Origin of the sequence: Nitrobacter sp. (assembly GCF_051535215.1) — a bacterium.
Lineage (GTDB): Bacteria > Pseudomonadota > Alphaproteobacteria > Rhizobiales > Xanthobacteraceae > Nitrobacter.
In genome coordinates this window covers 1-23,316 of the sequence record NZ_JBPPLY010000010.1, presented here as the reverse complement: position 1 = coordinate 23,316, position 23,316 = coordinate 1, and the positions used below count along the sequence as shown (strand labels likewise).

At 62.0% G+C, this 23,316-nt stretch carries 21 protein-coding genes and 1 tRNA gene; 10 read left to right on the top strand and 12 right to left on the bottom strand.

Features of this window, described 5'->3' with window-relative positions:
* Window positions 1–305: 305 nt before the first annotated feature.
* The 4 genes from ACS3WB_RS11175 to murA form a co-directional block, all read right to left on the bottom strand.
* Window positions 306–770, bottom strand: coding sequence for a low molecular weight phosphatase family protein (locus ACS3WB_RS11175; RefSeq protein ID WP_438275634.1), 465 nt, complete (start codon window positions 768–770; stop codon window positions 306–308).
* 93 nt (window positions 771–863) lie between these two features.
* Complete coding sequence (locus ACS3WB_RS11170; protein WP_438275633.1) at window positions 864–1,358, bottom strand: UPF0262 family protein; 495 nt, start codon at window positions 1,356–1,358, stop codon at window positions 864–866.
* A gap of 257 nt (window positions 1,359–1,615) precedes the next feature.
* A complete protein-coding gene (gene hisD / locus ACS3WB_RS11165; RefSeq protein WP_438275632.1) occupies window positions 1,616–2,905 on the bottom strand; it encodes a histidinol dehydrogenase in 1,290 nt (429 codons plus the stop codon).
* Window positions 2,906–3,049: 144 nt separating this feature from the next.
* Complete coding sequence (murA, locus tag ACS3WB_RS11160) at window positions 3,050–4,339, bottom strand: UDP-N-acetylglucosamine 1-carboxyvinyltransferase (protein ID WP_438275631.1); 1,290 nt, start codon at window positions 4,337–4,339, stop codon at window positions 3,050–3,052.
* A 547-nt stretch (window positions 4,340–4,886) separates the two neighbouring features.
* On the opposite strand from murA, the gene ACS3WB_RS11155 reads away from it, so the two are divergent.
* The 4 genes from ACS3WB_RS11155 (at window position 4,887) to hemA (ending at window position 8,709) form a co-directional block, all read left to right on the top strand.
* Window positions 4,887–4,961 (top strand) — tRNA-Thr (locus tag ACS3WB_RS11155).
* 292 nt (window positions 4,962–5,253) lie between these two features.
* Window positions 5,254–5,922 (top strand): outer membrane protein, encoded by a 669-nt coding sequence (locus ACS3WB_RS11150; RefSeq protein WP_438275630.1) that lies wholly within the window; start codon window positions 5,254–5,256, stop codon window positions 5,920–5,922.
* A 302-nt stretch (window positions 5,923–6,224) separates the two neighbouring features.
* Window positions 6,225–7,247: a biotin synthase BioB gene (gene bioB / locus ACS3WB_RS11145; protein WP_438275629.1), complete on the top strand. Its 1,023-nt coding sequence runs from the start codon at window positions 6,225–6,227 to the stop codon at window positions 7,245–7,247.
* Between the two features lie 232 nt (window positions 7,248–7,479).
* Entirely contained in the window at window positions 7,480–8,709 is a 1,230-nt protein-coding gene (hemA, locus tag ACS3WB_RS11140; RefSeq protein WP_438275628.1) for a 5-aminolevulinate synthase, read from the top strand.
* 116 nt (window positions 8,710–8,825) lie between these two features.
* On the opposite strand, the gene ACS3WB_RS11135 is transcribed toward hemA, so the two are convergent.
* Window positions 8,826–9,476 carry a response regulator transcription factor gene (locus ACS3WB_RS11135; protein ID WP_438275627.1) on the bottom strand — a complete coding sequence of 217 codons (651 nt, stop codon included), beginning with the start codon at window positions 9,474–9,476 and terminating at the stop codon, window positions 8,826–8,828.
* A gap of 373 nt (window positions 9,477–9,849) precedes the next feature.
* Between ACS3WB_RS11135 and ACS3WB_RS11130 the strand changes: the two genes are divergently transcribed.
* Window positions 9,850–13,359 carry a hybrid sensor histidine kinase/response regulator gene (locus ACS3WB_RS11130; protein WP_438275626.1) on the top strand — a complete coding sequence of 1,170 codons (3,510 nt, stop codon included), beginning with the start codon at window positions 9,850–9,852 and terminating at the stop codon, window positions 13,357–13,359.
* 146 nt (window positions 13,360–13,505) lie between these two features.
* On the opposite strand, the gene ACS3WB_RS11125 is transcribed toward ACS3WB_RS11130, so the two are convergent.
* Window positions 13,506–14,180 (bottom strand): response regulator transcription factor, encoded by a 675-nt coding sequence (locus ACS3WB_RS11125; protein WP_438275625.1) that lies wholly within the window; start codon window positions 14,178–14,180, stop codon window positions 13,506–13,508.
* 310 nt (window positions 14,181–14,490) lie between these two features.
* On the bottom strand, window positions 14,491–15,045 hold the full coding sequence (locus tag ACS3WB_RS11120) for a hypothetical protein (protein ID WP_438275624.1): 555 nt from the start codon (window positions 15,043–15,045) through the stop codon (window positions 14,491–14,493).
* Window positions 15,046–15,586: 541 nt separating this feature from the next.
* Here ACS3WB_RS11120 and ACS3WB_RS11115 point away from each other — a divergent pair.
* From ACS3WB_RS11115 to ACS3WB_RS11095, 5 genes are all read left to right on the top strand, one after another.
* Window positions 15,587–15,970 carry an AtpZ/AtpI family protein gene (locus ACS3WB_RS11115; RefSeq protein ID WP_438275623.1) on the top strand — a complete coding sequence of 128 codons (384 nt, stop codon included), beginning with the start codon at window positions 15,587–15,589 and terminating at the stop codon, window positions 15,968–15,970.
* A gap of 68 nt (window positions 15,971–16,038) precedes the next feature.
* The gene (locus tag ACS3WB_RS11110) at window positions 16,039–16,782 is read left to right on the top strand and encodes a F0F1 ATP synthase subunit A (protein WP_438275622.1); all 744 of its coding nucleotides are present in this window, start codon (window positions 16,039–16,041) and stop codon (window positions 16,780–16,782) included.
* A gap of 56 nt (window positions 16,783–16,838) precedes the next feature.
* A complete protein-coding gene (locus tag ACS3WB_RS11105; protein WP_009796340.1) occupies window positions 16,839–17,066 on the top strand; it encodes a F0F1 ATP synthase subunit C in 228 nt (75 codons plus the stop codon).
* A 62-nt stretch (window positions 17,067–17,128) separates the two neighbouring features.
* Window positions 17,129–17,686: a F0F1 ATP synthase subunit B family protein gene (locus ACS3WB_RS11100; protein ID WP_438275621.1), complete on the top strand. Its 558-nt coding sequence runs from the start codon at window positions 17,129–17,131 to the stop codon at window positions 17,684–17,686.
* Between the two features lie 7 nt (window positions 17,687–17,693).
* Window positions 17,694–18,179 carry a F0F1 ATP synthase subunit B family protein gene (locus ACS3WB_RS11095; protein ID WP_438275620.1) on the top strand — a complete coding sequence of 162 codons (486 nt, stop codon included), beginning with the start codon at window positions 17,694–17,696 and terminating at the stop codon, window positions 18,177–18,179.
* A 259-nt stretch (window positions 18,180–18,438) separates the two neighbouring features.
* On the opposite strand, the gene ACS3WB_RS11090 is transcribed toward ACS3WB_RS11095, so the two are convergent.
* From ACS3WB_RS11090 to ACS3WB_RS11070, 5 genes are all read right to left on the bottom strand, one after another.
* Complete coding sequence (locus ACS3WB_RS11090; RefSeq protein ID WP_438275619.1) at window positions 18,439–19,119, bottom strand: hypothetical protein; 681 nt, start codon at window positions 19,117–19,119, stop codon at window positions 18,439–18,441.
* A 191-nt stretch (window positions 19,120–19,310) separates the two neighbouring features.
* A complete protein-coding gene (locus tag ACS3WB_RS11085) occupies window positions 19,311–19,895 on the bottom strand; it encodes a GNAT family N-acetyltransferase (protein ID WP_438275618.1) in 585 nt (194 codons plus the stop codon).
* Between the two features lie 322 nt (window positions 19,896–20,217).
* The gene (locus ACS3WB_RS11080) at window positions 20,218–21,507 is read right to left on the bottom strand and encodes a M16 family metallopeptidase (protein ID WP_438275617.1); all 1,290 of its coding nucleotides are present in this window, start codon (window positions 21,505–21,507) and stop codon (window positions 20,218–20,220) included.
* Complete coding sequence (gene thrC, locus ACS3WB_RS11075; RefSeq protein WP_438275616.1) at window positions 21,504–22,922, bottom strand: threonine synthase; 1,419 nt, start codon at window positions 22,920–22,922, stop codon at window positions 21,504–21,506. The genes ACS3WB_RS11080 and thrC overlap by 4 nt, the downstream gene beginning before the upstream one ends.
* A gap of 242 nt (window positions 22,923–23,164) precedes the next feature.
* A partial coding sequence (locus tag ACS3WB_RS11070) for a DUF983 domain-containing protein (protein ID WP_438275694.1) occupies window positions 23,165–23,316 on the bottom strand: 152 nt, incomplete at its 5' end.

Sequence of the window (23,316 nt, the reverse complement as noted above, 5' to 3'; positions counted from 1 at the left end):
TGAGTTTGATTCCACGCGTATTCTTGATGCGAAGCGCATTCGCTTTGCTCGATACAGATCCGAAATGTGCAGCTTGCATATCGAACTATTCTAATTCCAAACGCCTTCAGTTCCGGCGATTGGAACTGAAGTAAATGGTTGGCGCGCGTATCACGCCGCGCGATCTTCGCCGTTGCCGAACTGCGAAGCGCGATCGCTGGCCGCCAGGGCATTTCCTTCTGATGGAATCAAAAGCGAGGCTTCGTGATTTTGATCTGACGCGTTTTCTTCAAGCGAACCGGTTTCCGTTTCGCTCGGAAACGCTCCTAAAGGCCCGCGCCGCCGCGCGCGAAGCGTTTGCGGATGCGCAGCAGCAATCCGTCGCAGACATCGCGATAGGCCTGCATGCGCTGCTCGCGGCTGCCCTCGATCACGGTCGGATCCGGCGTCGGCCAGTACTCGACGTCGGCGGCGATCGTGCGGGTCAATTCCAGGGCCTTGTGGTGGGCCTCCGGCGACAGCGTGATGATGAGATCGAAGTTGAGGCCTTCCCAGTCCTCGAGTTGCTCGAACGTCATCGGCCGATGTCTGGAAATGTCCTGACCGAGTTCGGCCATCACGGCGACGGCGAACGGATCGAGTTCGCCGGTCCGAACGCCGGCGGATCTCACATACAGGGTTCGCGGAAACATGTGGTGCAGCAGGCTCGCTGCCATCGGCGAGCGCACGCTGTTGAGTTCGCAGGCGAACAGAACCGACTGCGGCTTGTGCACGCGCGACGGCGCGTCCATGCGCTCAGGCCGCTTTCGTTTCGCGCGCGCCTTCCGCGCAACCGTTTCGCATGACGCGCGACGACAGCCGGTGCTCCCTGTTCAGAACCATCGCTAACCCTTCCAGTGCAGGACGGAGATCAACGTGAACAGCCGCCGCGCGGTCTCGAAGTCGACGCGGACCTTGCCGTCCAGCCGCTCCTGCAGCGTGCGCGATCCTTCATCGTGGACGCCACGGCGACCCATGTCGAGAGCCTCGATCCTGTCGGGCGTCGCGGTGCGTATCGCCTGATAGTAGCTGTCGCAGATCATGAAGTAATCTTTCACGATCCGCCGGAACGGCGTCAACGACAACAGGTGCGTCACCACGGGCGCGCCGTCTTCGCGCCGGATGTCGAACATCAGACGGTTGCCGGTGATCGCGATATGCAATGTGAATGGACCGCCTGCCGCGCCTTCCGGCGCAAACAGATTCTCTTCCACGAGATCGTAGATTGCGACCGCCCGTTCGTGTTCGATATCCGGCCCGGAACGCCCGATCGACTCCTCATCGAGCGTGACCGCCACGATGCGATTCCGGGAATCTTCCTTTGATGGGGCCTTGCTCATTGCCTACTGGTCCAATCCCAACATTCGCATCCCATTTCAGCGCAGCTCCCCTGCGAATGTTGGAATTAAAAAACCATTAGTTTGCAATATGAATGCTGGTGGAGCTTTGAATTTGACATTCGCCTGGAAGACCCGGCGTGGTGGGCGATCTTCAGATTCGAAAGGGCACTAGCAAATACATAATTCTAGTGTGGTTTAGGTTCAGAAGTTCACCTGAAGCGCTCACAGAAAATGAAGCGAACTTCTGAACCACCACACTAGTTGAGGCGCACTCCGACCGAACGGGCATGAGCGTCGAGGCCTTCGGCCTTGCCAAGCGTCATCGCCGCCGGCCCCAGCGCCCGCAACTGATCTGGTCCGCATTTCAGGATCGACGTCCGCTTGAGGAAGTCAAGCACGCTGAGGCCCGACGAAAAGCGCGCCGAGCGCGCCGTCGGCAGCACGTGATTGGATCCGCCGACGTAATCGCCGATCGCCTCCGGCGTATGCGGTCCGATGAAGATCGCGCCGGCATTGCGGATCCGCGCGGCAAGGCCTTCGGGATCTGACGTCATGATCTCCAGATGCTCGGCGGCGATGGCGTCCGCGAGCGTTACGGCCTGATCGAGGTTCTCCACGAGAATGACGGCGCCGAAATCGTTCCATGACGCCCGCGCGATCTCCGCCCGCGGCAGCGTCGCGAGTTGCGCTTCGACCGCGCGCTCGACGTTGGCGGCGAGTGTCGCGCTATCGGTGATCAGGATCGATTGAGCGCTGGCATCGTGCTCGGCTTGCGCGAGCAGATCGGCTGCGATCCAGTTTGCATTGCCGGTATCGTCGGCGATGACGAGCACTTCCGAAGGGCCTGCGATCATGTCGATGCCCACCTTGCCGAATACCTGGCGCTTGGCGGCAGCGACATAGGCGTTGCCGGGCCCCACGATCTTGGCCACCGGCGCGATGGTCGCGGTGCCGTAGGCGAGAGCAGCGACGGCCTGCGCGCCGCCGACGCGATAGATTTCGGAAACGCCGCCGAGCCGCGCCGCCGCCAGCACCAGCGGATTGATCCTGCCGTCCGGCGACGGCACCACCATGACAACACGGGCGACGCCAGCGACCATGGCCGGCACTGCGTTCATCAGCACTGACGACGGATAGGCCGCAGAGCCACCTGGCACATAAAGGCCGACCGCCTCGATCGCGGTCCAGCGCGAGCCGAGTTCGACGCCGAGCGCGTCGGTGAAGCGATCGTCCTTCGGCAGTTGACGGCGGTGAAAGATTTCAATGCGATCGCGCGCCAGCTTCAGCGCATCGAGCGTCGCCGCGTCGCAAGCATCCACGGCGGCGTCGATCTCGGCGGCGGTAAAGCGCAGGCCGTTGGCATCGACGGAAAGCCGATCGAACCTGCGCGTCGCTTCGATCAGCGCCGCGTCGCCGCGCGCCTTGACGTCCTCGACGATGGCACGGGTCGCGGCTTCGATATCGGCCGAAACTTCCCGCTTGGTCGCGAGAAACGCCTTGAAGCGCGAGGCAAAGTCGGCGCTGCGGCTATCGATGCGGATCGGCATGAGGATGTTTTCCGGCAATAACAAGAACAAGGCTCGTCACGAGGACAGGGCTCAATGGCGCGACCCCAAATCGCCGTCAACCCTTCGTGGCAGCGGACGAACCTATAAATTGCAACCCGGCTCCGGATGCCACGGGCGCCCCCTTCAGTCCCGGATCCGTTCGATCGAGGCGCCGCACGCCGACAGTTTTCTCTCCAGGTGCTCGAAGCCGCGATCGAGATGGTAGACGCGGTTGACCATGGTCTCGCCTTCGGCGGCGAGCCCCGCAATCACCAGCGACACCGAGGCGCGCAAGTCCGTCGCCATCACCGGCGCGCCGCGCAGCGTCCCGATGCCCTCGATGGTGGCGGTCTCGCCGTCGAGATGAATGCGCGCCCCGAATCGCGCCAGCTCCTGCACGTGCATGAAGCGGTTTTCGAAGATGGTCTCGGTGATGCGGGACGAACCCTTGGCGCGCGTCATGAGCGCCATCAATTGGGCCTGAAGGTCGGTCGGAAAACCGGGGAACGGTGCGGTGGAGACCGTCACCGGATTGATGCCGGCGCCGTTGCGAGCCACCCGTATGCCTTCATTATTCGGCGTGACGACAACGCCTGCCTCGCCCAGCACGTCAAGCGCTGATTGCAGCAGTTCGGGGCGCGCGCCGCGCAGCAGAACCTCGCCGCCGGTCATGGCCACCGCCATCGCATAGGTGCCGGTCTCGATCCGATCGGGCAGCACGGTGTGCCGCGCGCCGCCGAGCTTACCGACGCCTTCGATGACGATCCGCGGCGTGCCCGCGCCGGAAATTCGCGCGCCCATTTTATTGAGGCAGTCGGCGACATCGGCGATCTCTGGCTCGCAGGCGGCGTTGGTGATGACGGTGGTGCCCTTCGCCAGCGTCGCAGCCATCAGCGCGACGTGGGTGCCGCTCACGGTCACCTTGGGGAAATCCACCTCGCCCCCCCGGAGGCCGCCGGGCGCCTTCGCGATCACATAACCGCCGTCGATCGAAATCTCGGCGCCGAGATTTTCCAGCGCGACGATCAGGAGGTCAACGGGGCGGGTGCCGATGGCGCAACCGCCCGGCAGCGACACCTTCGCCTCATGCATCCGCGCCAGGAGTGGGGCGATCACCCAGAAACTCGCCCGCATCCGGGAGACCAGTTCGTACGGCGCCGTGGTGTCGATGACGTCGGCGGCCGAAATGTGCAGGGTCTGTCCCTGATATTCGTGATCGCCGGGCCGCTTGCCCGCCGACATGATATCGACGCCGTGATTGCCAAGGATGCGCTGCAGTTGCGCGACGTCGGCAAGCCGCGGCACGTTGTCGAGGATCAGCGTCTCCTCGGTCAAAAGCGCCGCGATCATCAACGGCAACGCCGCATTCTTTGCGCCGGAAATCGGAATGGTGCCATTGAGCTTGTTGCCGCCGACGATGCGAATGCGATCCATGCCGATTCCTGTTTTTCGTGTCTTGAAGTATAGGGGAAATCGCCCGGCGCTCCAAAACATGGAAAATTAAGGCGATTTGAGGAGCTTAGAACGAAATCCCCAGCATCATCCGGCCTTTGAAGGAAGCTTCGTCGAGCCGCGCCCCCAGACGATGATCTTCAATCACTCGTCCCGGCATTCCGAATCAGATCGATCGGCGGCAGGGGCCTGATCGGCGCGGCCACGGGACTGCAATTTCCGCCGCTTGAGGTTTTCACGCAGCGCAGCGCGCAGCCGCATCTCGCGCCCCGCATCTCCTCCGTTGCGATCCCTATCCGGTTTTTCGCTCATGACGTCCCTTGGCTTGCGTGTCCGGGCATGCCCGGTCCGATTCGCCGGTGTCGGTGGAACGACGACCGCAACATATACGCTACCGCCCTTGCCGCAACAGAGGTTGCCGGCCGGCGACGATACCTCATTCTTGTCGGCTTGCGCGCCTTCCGGCCTTGTGGCAAGGATCGGCCCGCCTTGCGGGCCTTTTTAAAGCTGATTCCCCGCAGGTGGGCTTGCTGCCGTAGCTCAGTGGTAGAGCACTCCATTGGTAATGGAGAGGTCGACAGTTCAATCCTGTCTGGCAGCACCATTTTTTCGTGGATGCCTGCCACTCGGCATGAGAAGCCTTCGAATTCTGGTTAGAAAAAGATTTTCCCGAGAATATTGCAACTTTCTCGTGTGCGAAACCACCTGCCGATTAAGGCATCATTTAGTTTTGATTAAGGCCGTATTAGGCAACAAGTTCCGTGGTTCCCCAACAGCTTACGAACCTCCCGAGTGTGTCCTCTCAGTGACAGCTTTTTGCTCAGAATCGTTTTAGGGTCCGAATGACGGGGCCGACCAACGGTTGCTTCGGATATCGAATTCCTGGAGAACATATAATGAAAAAGATTCTGCTCGCCTCTGTGGCAATCATTGGCCTTAGCGCGATCGTGCCGGCACAAGCCGCCGATCTTGCCGCCCGGCCGTACACCAAGGCTCCGGCCTATACACCTGCGCCAATCTACAACTGGACCGGCTTCTACATCGGCGGTCATGTCGGCGGCGCATTCGGCGGCGACAACAACGTCCTCGCGCCCGGTTTCTTCAATAACAACGACGGCGTGTTCATGGGCGGTGTGCAGGTCGGCTACGACACGCAGTTCTCGCCGAACTGGGTCTTCGGCCTGGAAGCCAACTATAGCTTCCTCGACACCGGCAGCTCGTTCGCCAATCGTGGTCTCGGCTCGGTGACCGGCCGCCTCGGCTACACCTGGGGTCCGGCGCTGCTGTACGTCAAGGGCGGCTACGGCTGGGCCGACTCGCGCTTCACCAACGGCTTCAGCGGCAACGGTGGCCGTGATGGTTACACCGTCGGCGGCGGCCTCGAATACCTGTTCACCCAGAACTGGTCGGGCAAGATCGAATACCAGTACTATGACTTTGGTACTGTGAACGTTCTCACGGTTCCGGCCTTCAGCTTCCGCAACGACGAGCACACCATCAAGGTCGGCCTGAACTACCGCTTCAACTGGGGCGCCCCGACCGCTCCGCTTGCCCCGGGATACTGATTACTCCTGAGTCCTGAGGGTTTCGAAATAGAGAAGGCCGGCACCATGGTGCCGGCCTTTTTGTTTGCGCTACGCGAACATTTCGGCTTCCGATAAACCAAAGGCCTCATTCGAATTGGGCGGGGCACCGTGGTATCGTCGCGCCGCGGAGGCTTTGCCTGGAGCTGTTCCGGCTTTGATGAAGTCAAAGCCGGGCTCCCGCCTCTGTTTGGACGCGTTTTCTTCACGCGAACCGGTATTCACTTCGCTTGAAAACGCTATAAGCACTTCTGGCGTAACGCGGCAAACAGGATCGTGACGATATGGATGCAGCACCGGTTTCGTTCGACAGCGGCGATAATGCGTCCTCGCGGTTACGCCACGACTGGACGCGATCCGAGATCGAGACACTTTATAATGTCCCTTTCCCGGATCTGATCTTCCGGGCGCAGACCGTCCATCGCTGCAATTTCGATCCCAATCAGGTCGAGACCGCAAGCCTGCTCAGCATCAAGACCGGCGGCTGTCCGGAGGACTGCGGCTACTGTGCGCAGAGCGCGCATTACGACGCCGGCGTCAAAGCCACCAAGTTGATGGATAAGCACGCGGTCGTCGAAACCGCGCGGCGGGCAAGGGACGCAGGCGCAAGCCGCTTCTGCATGGCAGCTGCGTGGCGCAGTCCGAAGGAGCGCGATCTCGACCGGGTCTGCGACATGGTCAGCGCCGTCAAGGAGCTCGGCCTGGAGACCTGTGCGACGCTGGGCACGCTCACGCCCGATCAGGCCCGGCGACTGCATGCGGCCGGACTCGATTTCTACAACCATAATGTCGACACCTCGCCGGAATTCTACGGCAGGATCATCACCACGCGCACGATGCAGGATCGCATCGACACGCTCGCCCATGCGCGCGACGCCGGGCTCAAGGTCTGCTGCGGCGGCATCATCGGCATGGGAGAACAGGCGGGGGACCGTCTCGGCATGTTGATGCTGCTGGCCAATCTGCCGGCGCACCCTGAAAGCGTCCCGATCAATATGTGGAATGAAGTCGAGGCGGTGCCCGTCAACGCCACGGCCGAGCGACCCGATCCGATCGCGCTGGTCCGCATGATCGCGGTGGCGCGGATCATGATGCCGAAGAGCGTGGTGCGACTGTCGGCGGGACGCCAGTACATGACCGACGAACTGCAGGCGCTGTGCTTTCTGGCCGGCGCCAATTCGATTTTCATCGGCGACGTCCTGCTGACCACAAAAAATCCGCAGACCGCGCGCGACGCCGCGCTGCTCGATCGCCTGGGCATCCGCTCGCCGCTGGACGGTGCCAAGGCCGCCGTTCAGCCTCACTGATCGGACCGGTTGCCGAGCAGCTCGCTCTCCGGACGTCAAGGGTTGCTGTGTGGGGCCAGGCGTGCGGAGAAGACGCCAGCCAACCGGTCCTCATTTGCGCTGGAGCAAATGAACGGCGATTTTTAACCCTCAAACCGCCGTATTAGCGAATTCCGTCTCGACAGCCCGGCTGGAAAGGCTCTAAAAAGGTTTTGATCGGTCCGGCGTCCCGGGCTTCTTTCCGGATGTAGTCATGGATTATAGCAAGTTCTTCAGTAACGCGCTTGATCGCCTTCATAACGAGCGGCGCTATCGTGTTTTCGCTGATCTTGAGCGTGTGGCCGGCCGGTTTCCCCACGCCACGTTGCACACCTCCGATGGACCGCGCAACGTCGTTATCTGGTGTTCCAACGATTATCTCGGCATGGGTCAGCACCCGAAGGTCGTAGGCGCGATGGTCGAGACCGCGACCCGTGTCGGCACCGGTGCTGGCGGAACCCGCAATATCGCCGGAACCCACCATCCGCTGGTGCAGCTTGAGCAGGAACTCGCCGATCTGCACGGCAAGCCGTCGGCGCTCGTATTCACGTCTGGTTATGTCTCGAACCAGACCGGTATTTCGACGCTTGCGAAGCTCATTCCGAACTGCCTGATCCTGTCCGACGCACTCAACCACAATTCGATGATTGAAGGCATCCGGCAATCGGGCTGCGAGCGCGTCGTATTCCGCCATAACGACGTCGTTCATCTCGAAGAATTGCTGCGCGCAGCCGATCCCGATCGTCCGAAGCTGATCGCTTGCGAGAGCCTTTATTCCATGGACGGCGATATCGGGCCGCTTTCGAAGATCTGCGATCTCGCCGAGCGCTATGGCGCGATGACCTATGTCGACGAAGTGCACGCGGTCGGCATGTATGGGCCGCGCGGCGCCGGCATCGCCGAGCGCGACGGCGTCATGAATCGCATCGATGTCCTTGAAGGCACGCTGGCCAAGGCATTCGGCTGCCTCGGCGGCTATATCGCCGGCAAATCCGAAATTATCGACGCCGTGCGTTCCTATGCGCCGGGATTTATCTTCACCACCTCGCTGCCGCCCGCGATCTGCTCGGCCGCGACCGCAGCGATCCGGCACCTCAAGTCATCAGGCTGGGAGCGTGAACGCCATCAGGAACGCGCGGCGCGCACCAAGGCGAGCCTGATCGCGGCAGGTCTGCCGGTGATGGTGACCTCGACCCACATCGTTCCGGTCCTGGTCAGCGATCCCGAACGCTGCAAGCAGGCCTCCGACATGCTGCTGCATGATTACGGCATCTATATTCAGCCGATCAATTATCCGACGGTCCCCAAGGGAATGGAGCGGCTGCGGATCACGCCTTCGCCCTATCACGAGGACGCGCTGATCGATCAGCTGGCCGAAGCTCTGGTGCAAGTTTGGGAAAAACTCGGCCTGCCGTTGCAGGCGAAATCGCTGGCGGCCGAATAGCTAGCGATCTGCGCGAGCCCGGCAAAAGACGACTGATATGGTCGGGACATAGGCGAGCGAACAACGCCGTTGTTTGAGCAGCAATGCCCGGCCTATCGATCAAAACGCAAAGCTCTTTATGAGGCGGACAACCGCCTCCGCGTGCTCGCTTCCGACAATACGATCCGAATCAGATCCGCTGCATTTCTGGCGCCTAGCTTGTCCATGATGCGGGCGCGATGAACCTCGACCGTGCGCGGACTGATGCCGAGTCTGCGCCCCGCTTCCTTGTTCGAGGCTCCCCTGGCGACCTGGCAGAGGACCTCGCGCTCCCGGCAGGTCAACAGATGACGGCCGGGAAAATTGGCAAGACCGTCGATCTCGCCACCCCGTGCCTCGCGCCACACCTTCACCGCGGCACGAACCCGGCCGACGATCGTATCCGAGGAAAACGGCTTCTCCAGAAAATCCAGCGCACCATATTTCATGGCTTCGACTGCGGTCGCGATGTCGGCCACACCGGAGATCACGAGGACCGGCGCGGCAAGCCGTTCAGCCGCCAGTTTGCGCAGGATCTCGAATCCGGATTCGCCGGGAAGATGCAGGTCGAGAATCACGCAGGCGGGCGAGACATTCTGAACCGCCTCGAAGAACGAGGCTCCGTCGCCAAAGCATTGCGGGGCATAACCCTCGATCTTCAAAAGAAGAACCAAAGCGTCCCGCACCGATGAATCGTCATCGACGATGAAAACCGGCACTTCCGGAACGAACGACAGAAGCTGGCCCATCCGCGACCCTCTCACTGGATCACAGCGATCCTGGAGCGAACAGATCCGGGAGCGCGATGTGATCGATTGCAACATGTCAGAGCGGGATGCGGGCGAACCGCGACACGCTTCCGAAGCCAGAAACGGAAACAAATCTGATTCCAATCGACACCAAGCCGCTATTCGGCCTAGAGAGTTAAGCGAGTTACACAACTTATACGTGTATAAGCTGATTCGCTCCGGTGCGCAAATCATGACCGCGAAGGCGTCGCATAACGTTAGTACGCGGCCTTTCTCTGGATTCTGACGTTCGCACCACGGTTCATATGTTAGAATCGGCCCGCTCGATCTCGGGCAAGGTCCAGGGCAGCGCCTGTCGGAGGAGCCACCCGCAATGCTGCACGACTGGGGCGTGATCGCCGCCGCCATCGGCTATATCGGCTTCCTGTTCCTGGTCGCGAGCTATGGCGACCGGGACTCCAGGTTTGCCCGGGGCGGCACCAGCCGGCTGATCTATCCGCTGTCGCTGGCGGTGTACTGCACGTCATGGACCTTTTTCGGTTCGGTCGGCCTCGCGACCCGCACCGGGCTCGAGTTCCTCGCGATCTATATCGGTCCGATCCTGCTGATCGCATTCTGCACGCCGCTCTTGCGGCGGATCATCCAGTTGGCGAAATCGCAGAACATCACGTCGGTCGCCGACTTCATCGCCGCGCGCTACGGCAAGAGCCAGGCGGTCGCGGCGACGGTCGCCGTCATCGCGATGATCGGCTCAGTCCCCTATATCGCGCTTCAACTCAAGGCGGTCGCCTCATCGCTGGGGACCATCCTGATCGACGATCAGGCGATCGCCCGAATTCCTGTCATCAGCGACATCGCGCTGCTCGTGACGATCGCGCTTGCTCTGTTCGCGGTGCTGTTCGGAACCCGGCAGACCGATGCGACCGAGCATCAGCACGGACTGATGCTGGCGATCGCGACCGAGTCCATTGTCAAGCTGGTGGCGTTTCTCGCCGTCGGCGCCTTCGTCACATTCTGGATGTTCAGTCCCGTCGGCCTGATCCAGGCCGCGATGAATTCGCCTGAGGCGGTGCGGGCCATCGAGCACACCCCCTCGATCGGCAACTTCCTCACCATGACGCTGCTGTCGTTTCTCGCGATCATGCTTTTGCCCCGGCAATTCCACGTCAGCGTTGTGGAGAATTCCAGCGACGCCGAGGTCGCCCGGGCGCGCTGGCTGTTTCCGCTCTACCTGATTGCCATCAACATCTTCGTCGTCCCGATCGCGCTCGCCGGTCTCGTCACTTTTCCGTTCGGCATTATCGACAGCGATATGTATGTGCTGGCATTGCCGATCGAGGGCCAGTCGAGACTGCTCAGCATCGCGGTGTTCATCGGAGGACTTTCAGCGGGCACCGCGATGGTGATCGTCGAATGCGTCGCGCTGGCGATCATGGTGTCAAACGACATCGTGGTGCCGCTGGTGCTGCAGCGCAGCCCGACCTCCCGCGGCGGACGCCGGGACTTCGGCAACTTCCTGCTCAAGACGCGTCGTCTTGCGATCTTCGCCATCATGATCATGGCGTATCTGTATTATCGCGCGCTCGGCAGCGCACAGCTCGCCGCGATCGGGCTATTGTCGTTCGCCGCCATCGCGCAGCTCGCCCCGGCGTTTCTCGGAGGAATGGTCTGGCGGCAGGCGACAGCGCGCGGCGCGATGGGCGGCATGCTCACCGGTTTTGCGGTCTGGGCCTATACGCTGTTTCTTCCCAGCTTTCTCAACGGAAGCGCCATCGGCATGTCGCTGCTGCAGCATGGTCCGTTTGGCATCGCCGAACTGAAACCGCAGGCGCTGTTTGGCATCAACCTGCCCCCGCTCATGCACGGCGTGCTGTGGAGTCTTTCGCTGAATATCCTGACTTATGTCGCGCTGTCGCTGACGCGGCGGCCGTCCTCGATCGAGCGGCTGCAGGCGGAAATTTTCGCGCCCAATGCCGCGCCGCTGCCTCCTCCGTTCGGACGCTGGCGGTCGACGGTGACGGTGCAGGACATTTTGGATGCCGTGGCGCAGTATCTTGGTCCCAACCGCGCCCGGCAATCCATTGAGGAGTTCGCCGCCATGCGGCGCCTCAACCTCGATCCGACAGCGCCGGCCGCTTTCGAATTGTTGCAGCACGCGGAATATCTGATCGCATCGTCGATCGGCGCGGCATCGTCGCGGCTGGTGATGTCGCAATTGCTCCGGCGTCGCACGGTGTCGGCGAAAGCAGCCTTGAAGCTGCTCGACGACGCACATGCGGCGCTCCATTTCAACCGCGAGATGCTGCAGACCGCGCTGAACCATGTGCGGCAGGGAATCGCGGTATTCGACGCCGATCTGCACCTCATCTGCTCGAACCGGCAATTCGGAAACATTCTTGGACTGCCGCCCCAGGCCATTCAGATCGGGATTCCGCTGACCGAGATTCTCGACTTTCTGGGCGCCATCGATCGCTCTCCAGTCGATCACGAGGCTGCGAAGCAGGCCCGGCTGACCGCCTATACGACCGAGGGGAAGCCTTATCTGGAGAGGCTTCCCGACCGCAACATCGTGATCGAGGTCCGCGCCAACCGGATGCCGGACGGCGGTCTGGTGGTTACCTTCTCCGACGTGACGCCGAGTTTCGAGGCCGCCGAGGCTCTGGAACGCGCCAATGCGACGCTGGAAAAGCGCGTGCGCGACCGCACCGAGGAACTGACCCGTCTGAACTCGGAACTTGCGCGGGCGAAGAGTAATGCAGAGGACGCCAACAACTCCAAGACCCGGTTCCTGGCGGCAGCCGGCCACGATATCCTGCAGCCCCTCAATGCTGCTCGGCTTTATGTCACGAGCCTGGTGGAGCGGCAGACCGGCGGCGAGGATTCCAGGCTCGTTCAGAACATCGACGATTCACTTGAAGCCATCGAGGAGATTCTGGGAGCGTTGCTCGATATCTCGCGGCTCGACGCCGGCGCCATTACGACATCGATCACGAGTTTCCGCGTCGGCGATCTGATGCGCTCGCTCGAAATCGAGTTCGTTCCGATCGCGCGGGCGAAGCAGGTCCAACTGACATTCGTGCCGTGCTCGCTGCCGATCGCATCCGACCGGCTGCTGCTGCGACGGTTGCTGCAGAACCTGATCTCGAACGCCATCAAATACACGCCGCAGGGCCGCGTGCTGATCGGATGCCGCCGTCTCGGCAAATCGCTGCGCATCGACGTCTACGACACCGGCGTCGGAATCCCCGTCCTCAAGCGCGGTGAGATATTCAAGGAATTTCATCGGCTCGAGCAGGGAGCGCGCATCGCGCGTGGCCTCGGGCTTGGTCTGTCGATCGTCCAGCGGCTGGCGCGCGTGCTGGATCACAACATCGCGCTGGACTCGAACCGCAGCGGCGGCTCGGTGTTCTCCGTCACGGTTCCGCTCGCACCCGCCATCAATCAGACCAACCATACCACCGCGGTGACCAGCAGCACGCCGCTGTCACACGCTCCGATGAGCGGAGCCCTGATCGTCTGCATCGAAAACGATCCGGCGATTCTCGACGGCATGAAGACGCTGCTGACGTCATGGGATGCGCGGGTGATCGCCGAGGTCGAACCCGACGCGGCAATCACAGCGATCGAAGGCGCCGGCGGGCGCATCACCGGTCTGCTGGTGGATTATCATCTGGACCGCGGCAACGGCATCGCCACGATCCGGGAGATCCGGCGGAGATTCGGCGCGACCATTCCGGCGATCCTGATCACGGCCGACCGCAGCCCCCACGTTCGCCAGGCAGCGCAGCTCGAACAGGTTTCGGTACTCAACAAGCCGCTGAAGCCGGCCTCGCTGCGGGCGCTGATCGGCCAATGGCGAAGCCAGCAGATCGCCGCCGAATAGAAACCGAAGCCTTTCGCTTCTGATGGAATCAGAAGCGAGTTCCAAGATTTTGGCTTGACGCGCTGTCTTCACACACTTCGCTCGAAAACGCACTGAACGCTTCGTCGACCGTCACATCGCGTCGAGCTCATTTATCGATCGCGTCATCAACCTGCAGACGGCTCGCTCTGACGCCACTGATCCCCGGCAATCTTCGCCGCGGCAATCACCGCCTGGGTGCGGCTTTCGACACCGAGTTTTTGCAGGATCGCGGAGACGTGCGCCTTGATGGTCGCCTCCGATACGCTGAGTTCGTAGGCGATCTGTTTGTTGAGCAGCCCCTCGGACAGCATCATCAGGACGCGCACCTGCTGCGGCGTCAGCGTGACGAGCCGGTCGCGCAAGCGCGTCATCTCGGGATCGGCGGCCGCGGAGAGATCGACGTCAGGCGGAACCCAGATATCGCCCTCGATGACTTTGAAGATTGCAGGGCGCAGCGCTTCGATTCCCAGCCGCTTCGGAATGAATCCTGACGCTCCGAAATCCATCGAACGGCGGATCGTCGCCACGTCGTCACTGGCCGACACGACGACCACCGGAATCGCCGCATACTGGGCGCGCAAATAGATCAGGCCGGAAAAACCGCTGATCCCCGGCATCGACAGATCAAGCAGGATCAGGTCGATGTCGGCGTCCTGCTCCAGCCGCGCGGTCAATTCCTCGAACGTGCCGGCTTCGTCGATTTTCGCCGGCATGATGCTCGCAATCGCCTGTCGCAAGGCGCCCCGGAACAAGGGATGATCGTCGGCGATCACGATGTGGGTGCTGTCTGATGCTGTCATTGAATCCGTGGGCTTGCCAGGCGTTCACGTTCACTGCGGGTCACAGGCGGGGTGCGCTCCCCGAAATCCCGATTGTCCCCTGCTCGTACCTGTCTTGCAAGGCGCAATGCCGCCGAATAGGTAAACGAGTTAACGCGCCGATATGCGTTGCATGCTCCATCCGCCCCGATTGGAAGCCTTGAAAGTAAAGGTCGGCTGCAAACGGCGGGATCGTTATACCGGACGCAGCGCGTCGAGTTCCAACGACGGGCGCCACGATCGCCGCGCGCAGGGTAACAGTTCCAGCGCGCAGGTCGCATCGAAGCGCCGATCAGATTCCACCGGACTGTTCGCGCTGGACGCGAGCGGCCATCTCGACCAGTCGCCGCCAGGCGCGCTCGACGAACGACATCACGCGATCCATGTCGCGATCGCTCGGCAACGGAATCTCGATACTGTTGCGGTTGGCGTCAGCGGATTTCCGTCCGTCGGCTTTTGGCCCTGCGGTGCCGGGCTCCCCGGGCCGCGATGATTCCGCCTTCGGAAAAGCCTTCTGCGCCTTGCCACTGAGGGCGGAGTCGGGCGCAGCAAGTTGCGCCTTCAGCTTCTCGTTTTCCGCCTGCAGCCGACCGATTTCCTTGTCGAGCGCGACATGTTCTTCAGGCAACGCGTAACACGCCCAGCCGTTGCCCCTGTCGGCGCAATGCGAGACCACGCCGGTCTGGGTATCCAACCTGACGAAGCCGCCGCTCATCGGCATGAGAGTATAGCGTCCCTTCTCCATGTCCGGCGCCGTCTGCGCCAGCGCCGGCGCGGCGAGACAGACGAGCGGCGCGGCGATCGCGAAAATCCGCAACAATCCGGGAAGCTGCGTGACTGCGCTCATGCTTGGCTCCGTCGATGCCGATCGCTCCGCCAGCGGACCAGAGCGCGTCGGGACATTCTCGAACTATAGCGCCACTTGTCCGATTTCAACGCAACCAGCCAATCGCGATTCGGGTCTGTTGCGGCCGCAAACCACGGGCAACGCGCGGAGCGAAGGCCTGGTCATTGAATTTTTCCGTAGACATTACAGTATCTTATAATATGCCTTTCGGCCTCCGACCGCGATGCGGCGAGGCGGGCAAAGCGAAATCAGCCTGCCGGCCCCCGACATGATCTGCGGGATGCGCTGGTTCGACATCCAGGCTTCACCGCACGAGGGCGGAACCCTAGCGAGCCGAGCGCCAGCGCGAACCGGCTTTCGCAGCGCGGCAACTGGGCGCAGCCGGTTTGATTTTTTGAAATAAAATCAGCTAATTCAATAATGTAGCCGGTTGCGACACAATCTTGACTTGACCTGTGGCCGTCAGTATGGTCCGCGCGGCTTTTGAGGGTAGCGGGCGTTATTTCCTGAGATCGCGGACGTTGTGTCGGGTGTCGAGAGCATGGCTGACGGCACGGACAAGAACAGCAGCGAGAACGGGGATCGCGAGCATTCCGCTCCCGACGAAGCTGCGCTTTCCGCAAGGCTCGGAAATCTCGATCGGCGGCTGTCGCAACTTCGCGGCGCCCGCAAGAACGAGACTGACCAATCCGGAGATGGAAGCGGAGATGGAGCCGCCAGAGCCTCGGCGATGGCGCGTGGTTTCCGCCTATCCTCCGAGTTGATCGCGGGCGTTGCCGTCGGAGCGGTGATCGGCTGGGGATTCGACCGCTTGCTGTCGACCTCGCCCTGGGGGCTGATCGTGTTTTTCCTGCTCGGCTTCGCGGCCGGCGTGATCAACGTGATGCGGTCGGCGGGCGTGATTCCCGAGCAGACTGACCGATGACGGATGGTTGCCGAGACGACTGAGTTGCTTGAACGCCGGCCAGCCGGCAGACTGAAAGTTGCACGCGGATGATGGACCCGATCCACCAGTTCAACATCGAGAAGATTTTCACGATCGGCCATATCGGCGGGCAGGAAATCGCTTTCACCAATTCCTCCGCCTACATGCTGCTCGCCGTGGCGCTGACGTCGCTTCTGATGCTGGCCACCGGCCGCAAGCTCGTGCCCGGCCGCATGCAGTCGATCGCCGAGATCAGCTACGAATTCGTCGCCGACACCATCCGCACTACCGCCGGCAAGGACGGGATGAAGTTCTTCCCGTTCGTATTCTCGATCTTCATGCTGGTGACCGTCTCCAATCTGGTCGGCATCATCCCCTACACCTTCACGATCTCGAGCCACATCATCGTCACGGCCGCGCTGGCGTTCCTCGTCTTCTTCACCGTGCTGATCTACGGCTTCTACCGGAACGGCCTGAGATTCTTCAAACTGTTCGTGCCGTCGGGCATTCCGGTCGTGATCCTGCCTCTGGTGGTGGCGATCGAGGTGATCTCGTTCCTGTCGCGGCCTGTTTCGCACAGTGTGCGTCTGTTCGCGAACATGCTGGCCGGCCACATCACGCTGAAGGTGTTCGCAAGCTTCGTCACCATGCTGGGAGCCATGGGCATCGTCGGCGTGTTCGGCGCCGTGCTCCCGCTTGCGCTGGTGGTGGCGCTCACCGCGCTCGAACTGCTGGTCGCATTCCTTCAGGCCTACGTCTTCACCATCCTCACCTGCATCTACATCAACGATGCTATCCATCCCGGTCACTAGCCGGTTTCCGCAACCTTTAAAGTCACTCTCACAAGCCTCAGCAAGGAGTTTGTTCTATGGATCCGATTGCCGCGAAGTATATTGGCGCTGGTATTGCCTGCATCGGCATGGGTGGCGCCGGCGCCGGCGTGGGCATCATCTTCGGCAACTATCTTGCCGCGGCGGTGCGCAATCCCTCGGCCGCCCAGGGCCAGTTCGGCAACCTGATCTTCGGCTTCGCGGTGACCGAAGCGCTCGGCATCTTCTCGCTGCTGATCGCGCTGCTGCTGCTGTTCGCTCTTTAAGATCACTGACCGGCTGACGGGACCCGAAAAACGGGTCCCGCTCGACCGCAGAGGAGAAGCCCGTGGCTGAGAGTCATGGCAACGCACAGGGCGCGGCGGCCCACACCGAAGCCGACGGCGGCCACAAGGCTCCGTTTCCGCCGTTCCAGAAGGACACGTTTGCGTCCCAACTGGTATCGCTGACGATTGCGTTCGTTGCGCTCTATCTGATCTCGTCGCGACTGGCATTGCCGCGCGTCCGCAAGACCATCGACGACCGCCAGGACCGAATCGAGAGCGATCTCGCTCAGGCGCGGAAACTGAAGGACGAGTCCGACACTGCGCTCAAGGCTTACGAGGCCGAACTCGCGGCTGCGCGGGCCCGCGCTCAGGCGATCGGCAACGAGACCCGTGAGAAGCTGAACGCTGCGGCCGACGCCGAACGCAAGGCTCTCGAAGAACGGCTATCAGCCAAGCTCGCCGACGCCGAGAAGACCATCGCCTCGACGCGCGCGACGGCGATGAGCAACGTCCGCGGTATCGCAAGCGATGCCGCAACGGCTATCGTGCAGCAACTGACCGGCGCAGCGCCCGACAGGAGCCTCGTCGACAGCGCCGTCCAAGCCTCGATGAAGGGATGACGTAACCATGTTTGCCGAGCCGGAAACCTGGGTTGCCATAGCCTTCCTGATCCTGATGGGCGTCTTCGCCTATGTCGGTGTGCACCGCACAGTGCTATCCGCGCTCGATCGCCGCAGCGCGCGCATCAAGAGCGAACTCGACGACGCGCGACGCCTGAAGGACGAAGCCGCGAAGCTGCTCGCCGATTACAGAGCCCGCCATGCCGGCGCCGAGCGTGAGGCGCAGGACATCATCGCCTCGGCAAAAGCCGAGGCCGAGCGCGTTGCGGCCGAAGCAAAAGGCAAAATGGAAGATTTTGTCGCGCGCCGCACCAAGGCCGCGGAAAGCAAGATCGCGTTGGCGGAAGCCCAGGCCGTCGCGGACGTTCGCTCCGCCGCTGCAGACGCAGCGGTTGCCGCCGCCTCCGCCATCCTGTCGAAGTCGGTGAAGGGACAAGTCGCCGACGACCTGCTTGCCAAGGGCGTCAGCGAAGTTCGCGCCAAGCTGAACTGATTTTATTCAGATCCTACGAGGAGCCGGCGCAAAACTATTTTGCGGCGGCTTTTTTCTTGCGCGTGAGGGGCGAGCGCCTCGACAGGGCCAGAGCTGCAACAATGTCTTACTGCTGCTTCGGCGGGCCACCTTCATACCCGGCTTTATGCCGGGCCTCCATGTCCTGGCGATTCGGCAGGTCCAAAAGACGCGGATGGCCCGGACGGCGCCCGGCCATGACGCGCGTGAAGACTTTTTCACCTTGCAATCGCGCACCTGATTATCTTCGCTTGCCGCGCGAGCGCGGCTCAGGCTTCAGCGCCTGCGGATCGAACCCGATATAAAACACATATCGATCGGCGGCCGCGCCTTGCGGCGCCGGATAGACGATATCGCTCGACACAAAACTATAGGTTCCGCCTTGGTCGCCCGACAGGTTCACCGTGACCGTATAGGCCTTGGTGGCGACGGTTTTCGAGGAGACGCCATCCTCGACGACCGCGACGCGCAACGGCACCTCCACCGTCGGCGGCGCGCCGGCCGGTCCCACGATGACACGCCCCTGGATCCCTACCTTGATCGCGATTTGATGCGTGTCGGTGTTGTAATCGCATTCCCGCGCGGTCTCGCCGATAATCGCCTGGTAGCGGAGATCGGGGCCGCTCGCTGTCTTGCCCGGCAGGCCGACCGCGTATGTCGATGCGCCGGCGCGGATGGTCACGGGCGGACAGGTAAGATCGTCAGGGGCCGAAGCCGTCGCGCCCGATGCAGGCGCCCGCTCCGGCTGCGATCTGATGCCGAACAGACTCTTGAAACGATCGCCAAGCGATTGCGATTGCGCCGGCGCAACCGCGACGATGCAGCATGCTGTCGCCACGACCGCCAGACGAAACGGAAAGCGCCGTGGTCGCCCGGCTTCAGCCAGCCCACGCGCTTCGGTCGAATCCGCAACAGGAGCCATTTCGCGCCGTCCGATCGTTGTTTCCACGCGGCGGCTTTATAGCAAGGCAATCACGGAAATCCCAAGGCGCAAAAACGCCCACTCCGCCCGGTTCCTGTCAAGTGAGACGGGTCTGCACGGTTCTGACGGTTCTGTTCACGCAGATCTGAATGCGGCGCACTCGCAACTGCATCCGCACGATCCGGAGAGGCTCAGTCGTGGAAATCTTCGTGCAGCATCCCAAACAACAGGTGATCCTGCCAGATCCCGTTGATGCAGAGATAGCGCCGCGCAAGCCCCTCGCGCGTGAAGCCGCACTTTTCCAGCACCCGTATCGAGGGCACATTGCTGGGAATGCAGGCCGCCTCGATGCGATGCAGGTTCAGTTCGCCAAACAACGTTGGCAGCAATACCCGCAGCGCCGCGGTCATATAGCCTCGTCCCGCATAGGGTTCGCCGATCCAGTATCCGATGGTGCCGGCCTGCACGATGCCGCGCCGGACATTGGCGAGCGTGACCCCGCCCAGCATGACGCCATCGGATTCGCGCAGCACAATGAATGGATAGGATCTGTCGCCGGCGATATCCTCCGCGTAACGGCGCAGTCGTCGCCGGAAGCCGGCGCGGGTCAGGTCATCCGATGGCCAGATAGGTTCCCATGGCGTCAGATAGGCGCGGCTGTATTCGCGAAGCTGCACCCATTGTTGAAAATCAGCCGCCTCGGGCGCACGCAGCAACAGGCCGCTTCCTCGCGGCATGAGCGACGGTGCGCTGGATGGCAGACGAAACAAAGCCATGGCGTTCCTCGACGCAGAACCCGCCAGCCCTTAGCCTTAGATATTCCGGCTTTGATGGAATCAAAGCCGGGCTCCAGCTTTTGTTTTGACGCGTTTTCTTTACGCGAACCGGCATCCACTTCGCTTGAAAACGCCATAGAGCATTTTCCAGTTCCATCCCGGCAAATTCGCGTATCCTGCTCGCAAAACCGATATTCACTTCGCGGACCAGAGCGGGATGAGGAAAGTGTATAACAGTTTTCCGCCGGCATCTCGCTTCTTATGATATCGGAATCGATCACGTTCGTGATTTAGGGATCGATTGACCCATCGTGATCGAGCGTCAATGGAGCACGATCCTGGCCTTGGACCGTGCCAATCCTTCGGCAAAAGTCACCGCTGTGTCGAGCCCCCTGCCGCTGCCGAGCGCGACGACTGCGGGGCGGCTGCGCGCGAGCAGGCTGCGTGCCGCATCACGGGTCGACTCGACATCGACGGCATCGATCCTGGCCATCAGTTCGGGCACCGTCTGCGGCCGCCCGTAGACCAGCATGTGACGCGCCAGTTGTTCGACGCGGGCGCTGCAACTCTCCAGCGCCATCAGCAAACCGGCTTTCATCTGCGCTTTCGCGCGCGCGATTTCGGCTTCGGTCAGCGTCTCGACCGCCTCATTCATGACGTCGATAACGACTTCCATCATTTCAGGCGCATCGCTCGGATCGGTGCCGGTGTAGAGTCCAAAGAACCCGGTATCGGCATAGGGTGCATGGAAGGCGTAAATCGAATAGCACAGTCCGCGCTTCTCGCGGACCTCCTGGAACAACCGCGAGGACATCCCGCCGCCAAGAATATTGGTGAACACTTGCAATGAAAACAGCGAGGGGTCCGTCTGCGGCAATCCTTCCAGCGCCAGCGTCAGATGCGCCTGCTCGAGGTCACGGTGGACGACCCTGGAGCCGCCCTCGCCGAATTTCGCCGCTTGCGGCTTCGGCGCCGGCGTTGCGTCGAAGCTAGCAAAGCGACGCTCGGCCTCGGCAACGACAGTCTTGTGGTCGACCGCCCCGGCGGCGGCCACCACCATGTCCGGCCCCCGATAATGCGTCGTGAGATAGCCATGAAGCATGTCGCGGTTGAACCGTTTCAGCGTCTCCGGCGTACCGAGCAGCGTGCGTCCCATCGGCTGGTCGGGATAGCAGAGTTCGTTGAGATGCTCGAACACGACGTCATCCGGCATGTCCTGCGCCGCGCCGATTTCCTGCTCGATGACGCTCTTTTCGCGTTCGAGCTCGTCCGCGGCAAAGCTCGGATTGGACAGGATGTCGCTCAGCACCTCGATCGCGAGCGGAACGTCCGCCTTCATCACCCGCGCGTAATAGGCTGTGGTCTCGACGCTGGTGGCCGCGTTGAGATCGCCGCCGACCGCCTCGATTTCCTCCGCGATCTCCCGCGCCGAGCGCGTCGCCGTTCCCTTGAATGCCATGTGCTCGAGCAGGTGAGAGATGCCGTGCTCGTTCGGCTTCTCGTCGCGGCCCCCGACTCCGGTCCAGACGCCGAGCGCGGCCGTTTCCAGATGCGCCATAGTGTCGGTGACGACCGTGAGGCCGGACGGCAGCTTTGTCACCTCGACACTCATCCCGCAACTCCCTGCTTGGCGGCGCGGCTGACGGATAGCACGAACCGCTCGATTTCCGCCTGATCGTTGTTCACGACAGTGATCCGCTCGGGACGAGTCATCAAGCCGTCGAGCCACGCCGGCAATTGCGGCCGCACGCCGCAGGCGGCCTCGACCGCATCGGGAAATTTCGCGGCATGGGCCGTCGCCAGCACGATATTGGGAATGCGGGAATCGGAGGTGTCACGGTCGGCCGTCGCGAGCGCCACCGCGGTATGCGGATCGACGAGATCGCCGACCTCGCGCCACGCCGTGCGAATCGCGGCCGCCGTCTCGGTCTCGTCGGCACTGCCGGCGTCAAAATCACAGCGGATTTCAGCCAGAACGGAATCCGGCAGCACGAAGCGGCCGGACTGCTGCAACGACGACATAAGCGCGCGCACCTGCGCGGGGTCGCGACCGGTCGCCTCGAACAGCAGCCGCTCGAAGTTCGACGACACCTGGATATCCATCGACGGCGACGTGGTCGAGTGAACCTCGCGCACCTCGTAGATGCCGGTCTTCAGGGTGCGGGCCAGGATATCGTTGACATTGGCGGCGATGCGCAGGCAGCGCACCGGCAAACCCATCTTCTTCGCAACGTAGCCAGCGAAAATGTCACCGAAGTTGCCGGTCGGAACGGTAAAATCAACGGTGCGCGTCGGCGCGCCGAGCGCGACCGCCGAGGTGAAATAATACACGACCTGCGCAACGATCCGCGCCCAGTTGATCGAATTGACGCCGGAAAGCGAGACCTCGTCGCGGAAGCGGTGGTTGTTGAACAGCCCCTTCACGATCGCCTGACAGTCATCGAAGGTGCCCTTGACCGCGAGCGCGTGAACGTTTGGTGCGTCTGTCGTGGTCATCATGCGCCGCTGCACGTCGGAAATGCGGCCATCAGGAAACAACGCAATCAGATCGACATTATCGCGGCCCGCGAACGCGTCGACCGCGGCACCGCCCGTATCGCCAGAGGTCGCCACCACGATAGTGGTTCGCTGACCGCGTTGCGCCAGCACATGATCCATCAGCCGCGACAGGAGCTGCATCGCCACGTCCTTGAACGCGAGCGTAGGGCCGTGAAACAGCTCCAGCATGAACTGATTGGGTCCGATCTGATCGAGCGGCACCACCGCCGGATGGCGGAACGTCGCATAGGCCTCGTTCGCCATGCGGCCGAGCTCAGCATCAGAGATATCGCCGGCCATGAAAGGCCTGATGACCTCGACGGCCACCTCCCAGTACGGCCGGCCGGAGAGGTCCGCGATGGCATCGGGCGACAACTGCGGCCAGACCTCAGGTACATAGAGACCGCCGTCGCGAGCCAGCCCGGATAGCATCACATCGCAAAACCCGAGTTTGGGGGTCTCGCCCCGGGTCGAAAGATAGTGCGTCAAGCCGGCCTCCGGAGGCGGCATAGGGTGCCAAGGATCGATATTGAATCGCTTCGCCATTGAGCGATAGCCCTTCACCATAGAAGGTTTCGCGGTGAAGGGGAAACCAGCAGAAAGAAAAACAGCCGCCGCAAACGACGGCTACTCCAAAAGATTTTCAAGCGAAGCACATCCGGAGCTTCACCCGAAAACCATGTCGCTTCGCGCCCGCTCAAACCGGCCTTTTTGGTGACTTGGAGTATTTGTCATTGGTTTTTGTGGACGGGTCTGGCTTCTGCGGCTTTGTGGTGGAACTGGAGGCTGATGAGGAGTGATTTCATGGCGCGGAGGGGCCAGAGTGTGACGGCGAGGATGAGGGGGAACCAGAGTGCGGCGTGGACCCAGAAGGGGGGCTGGT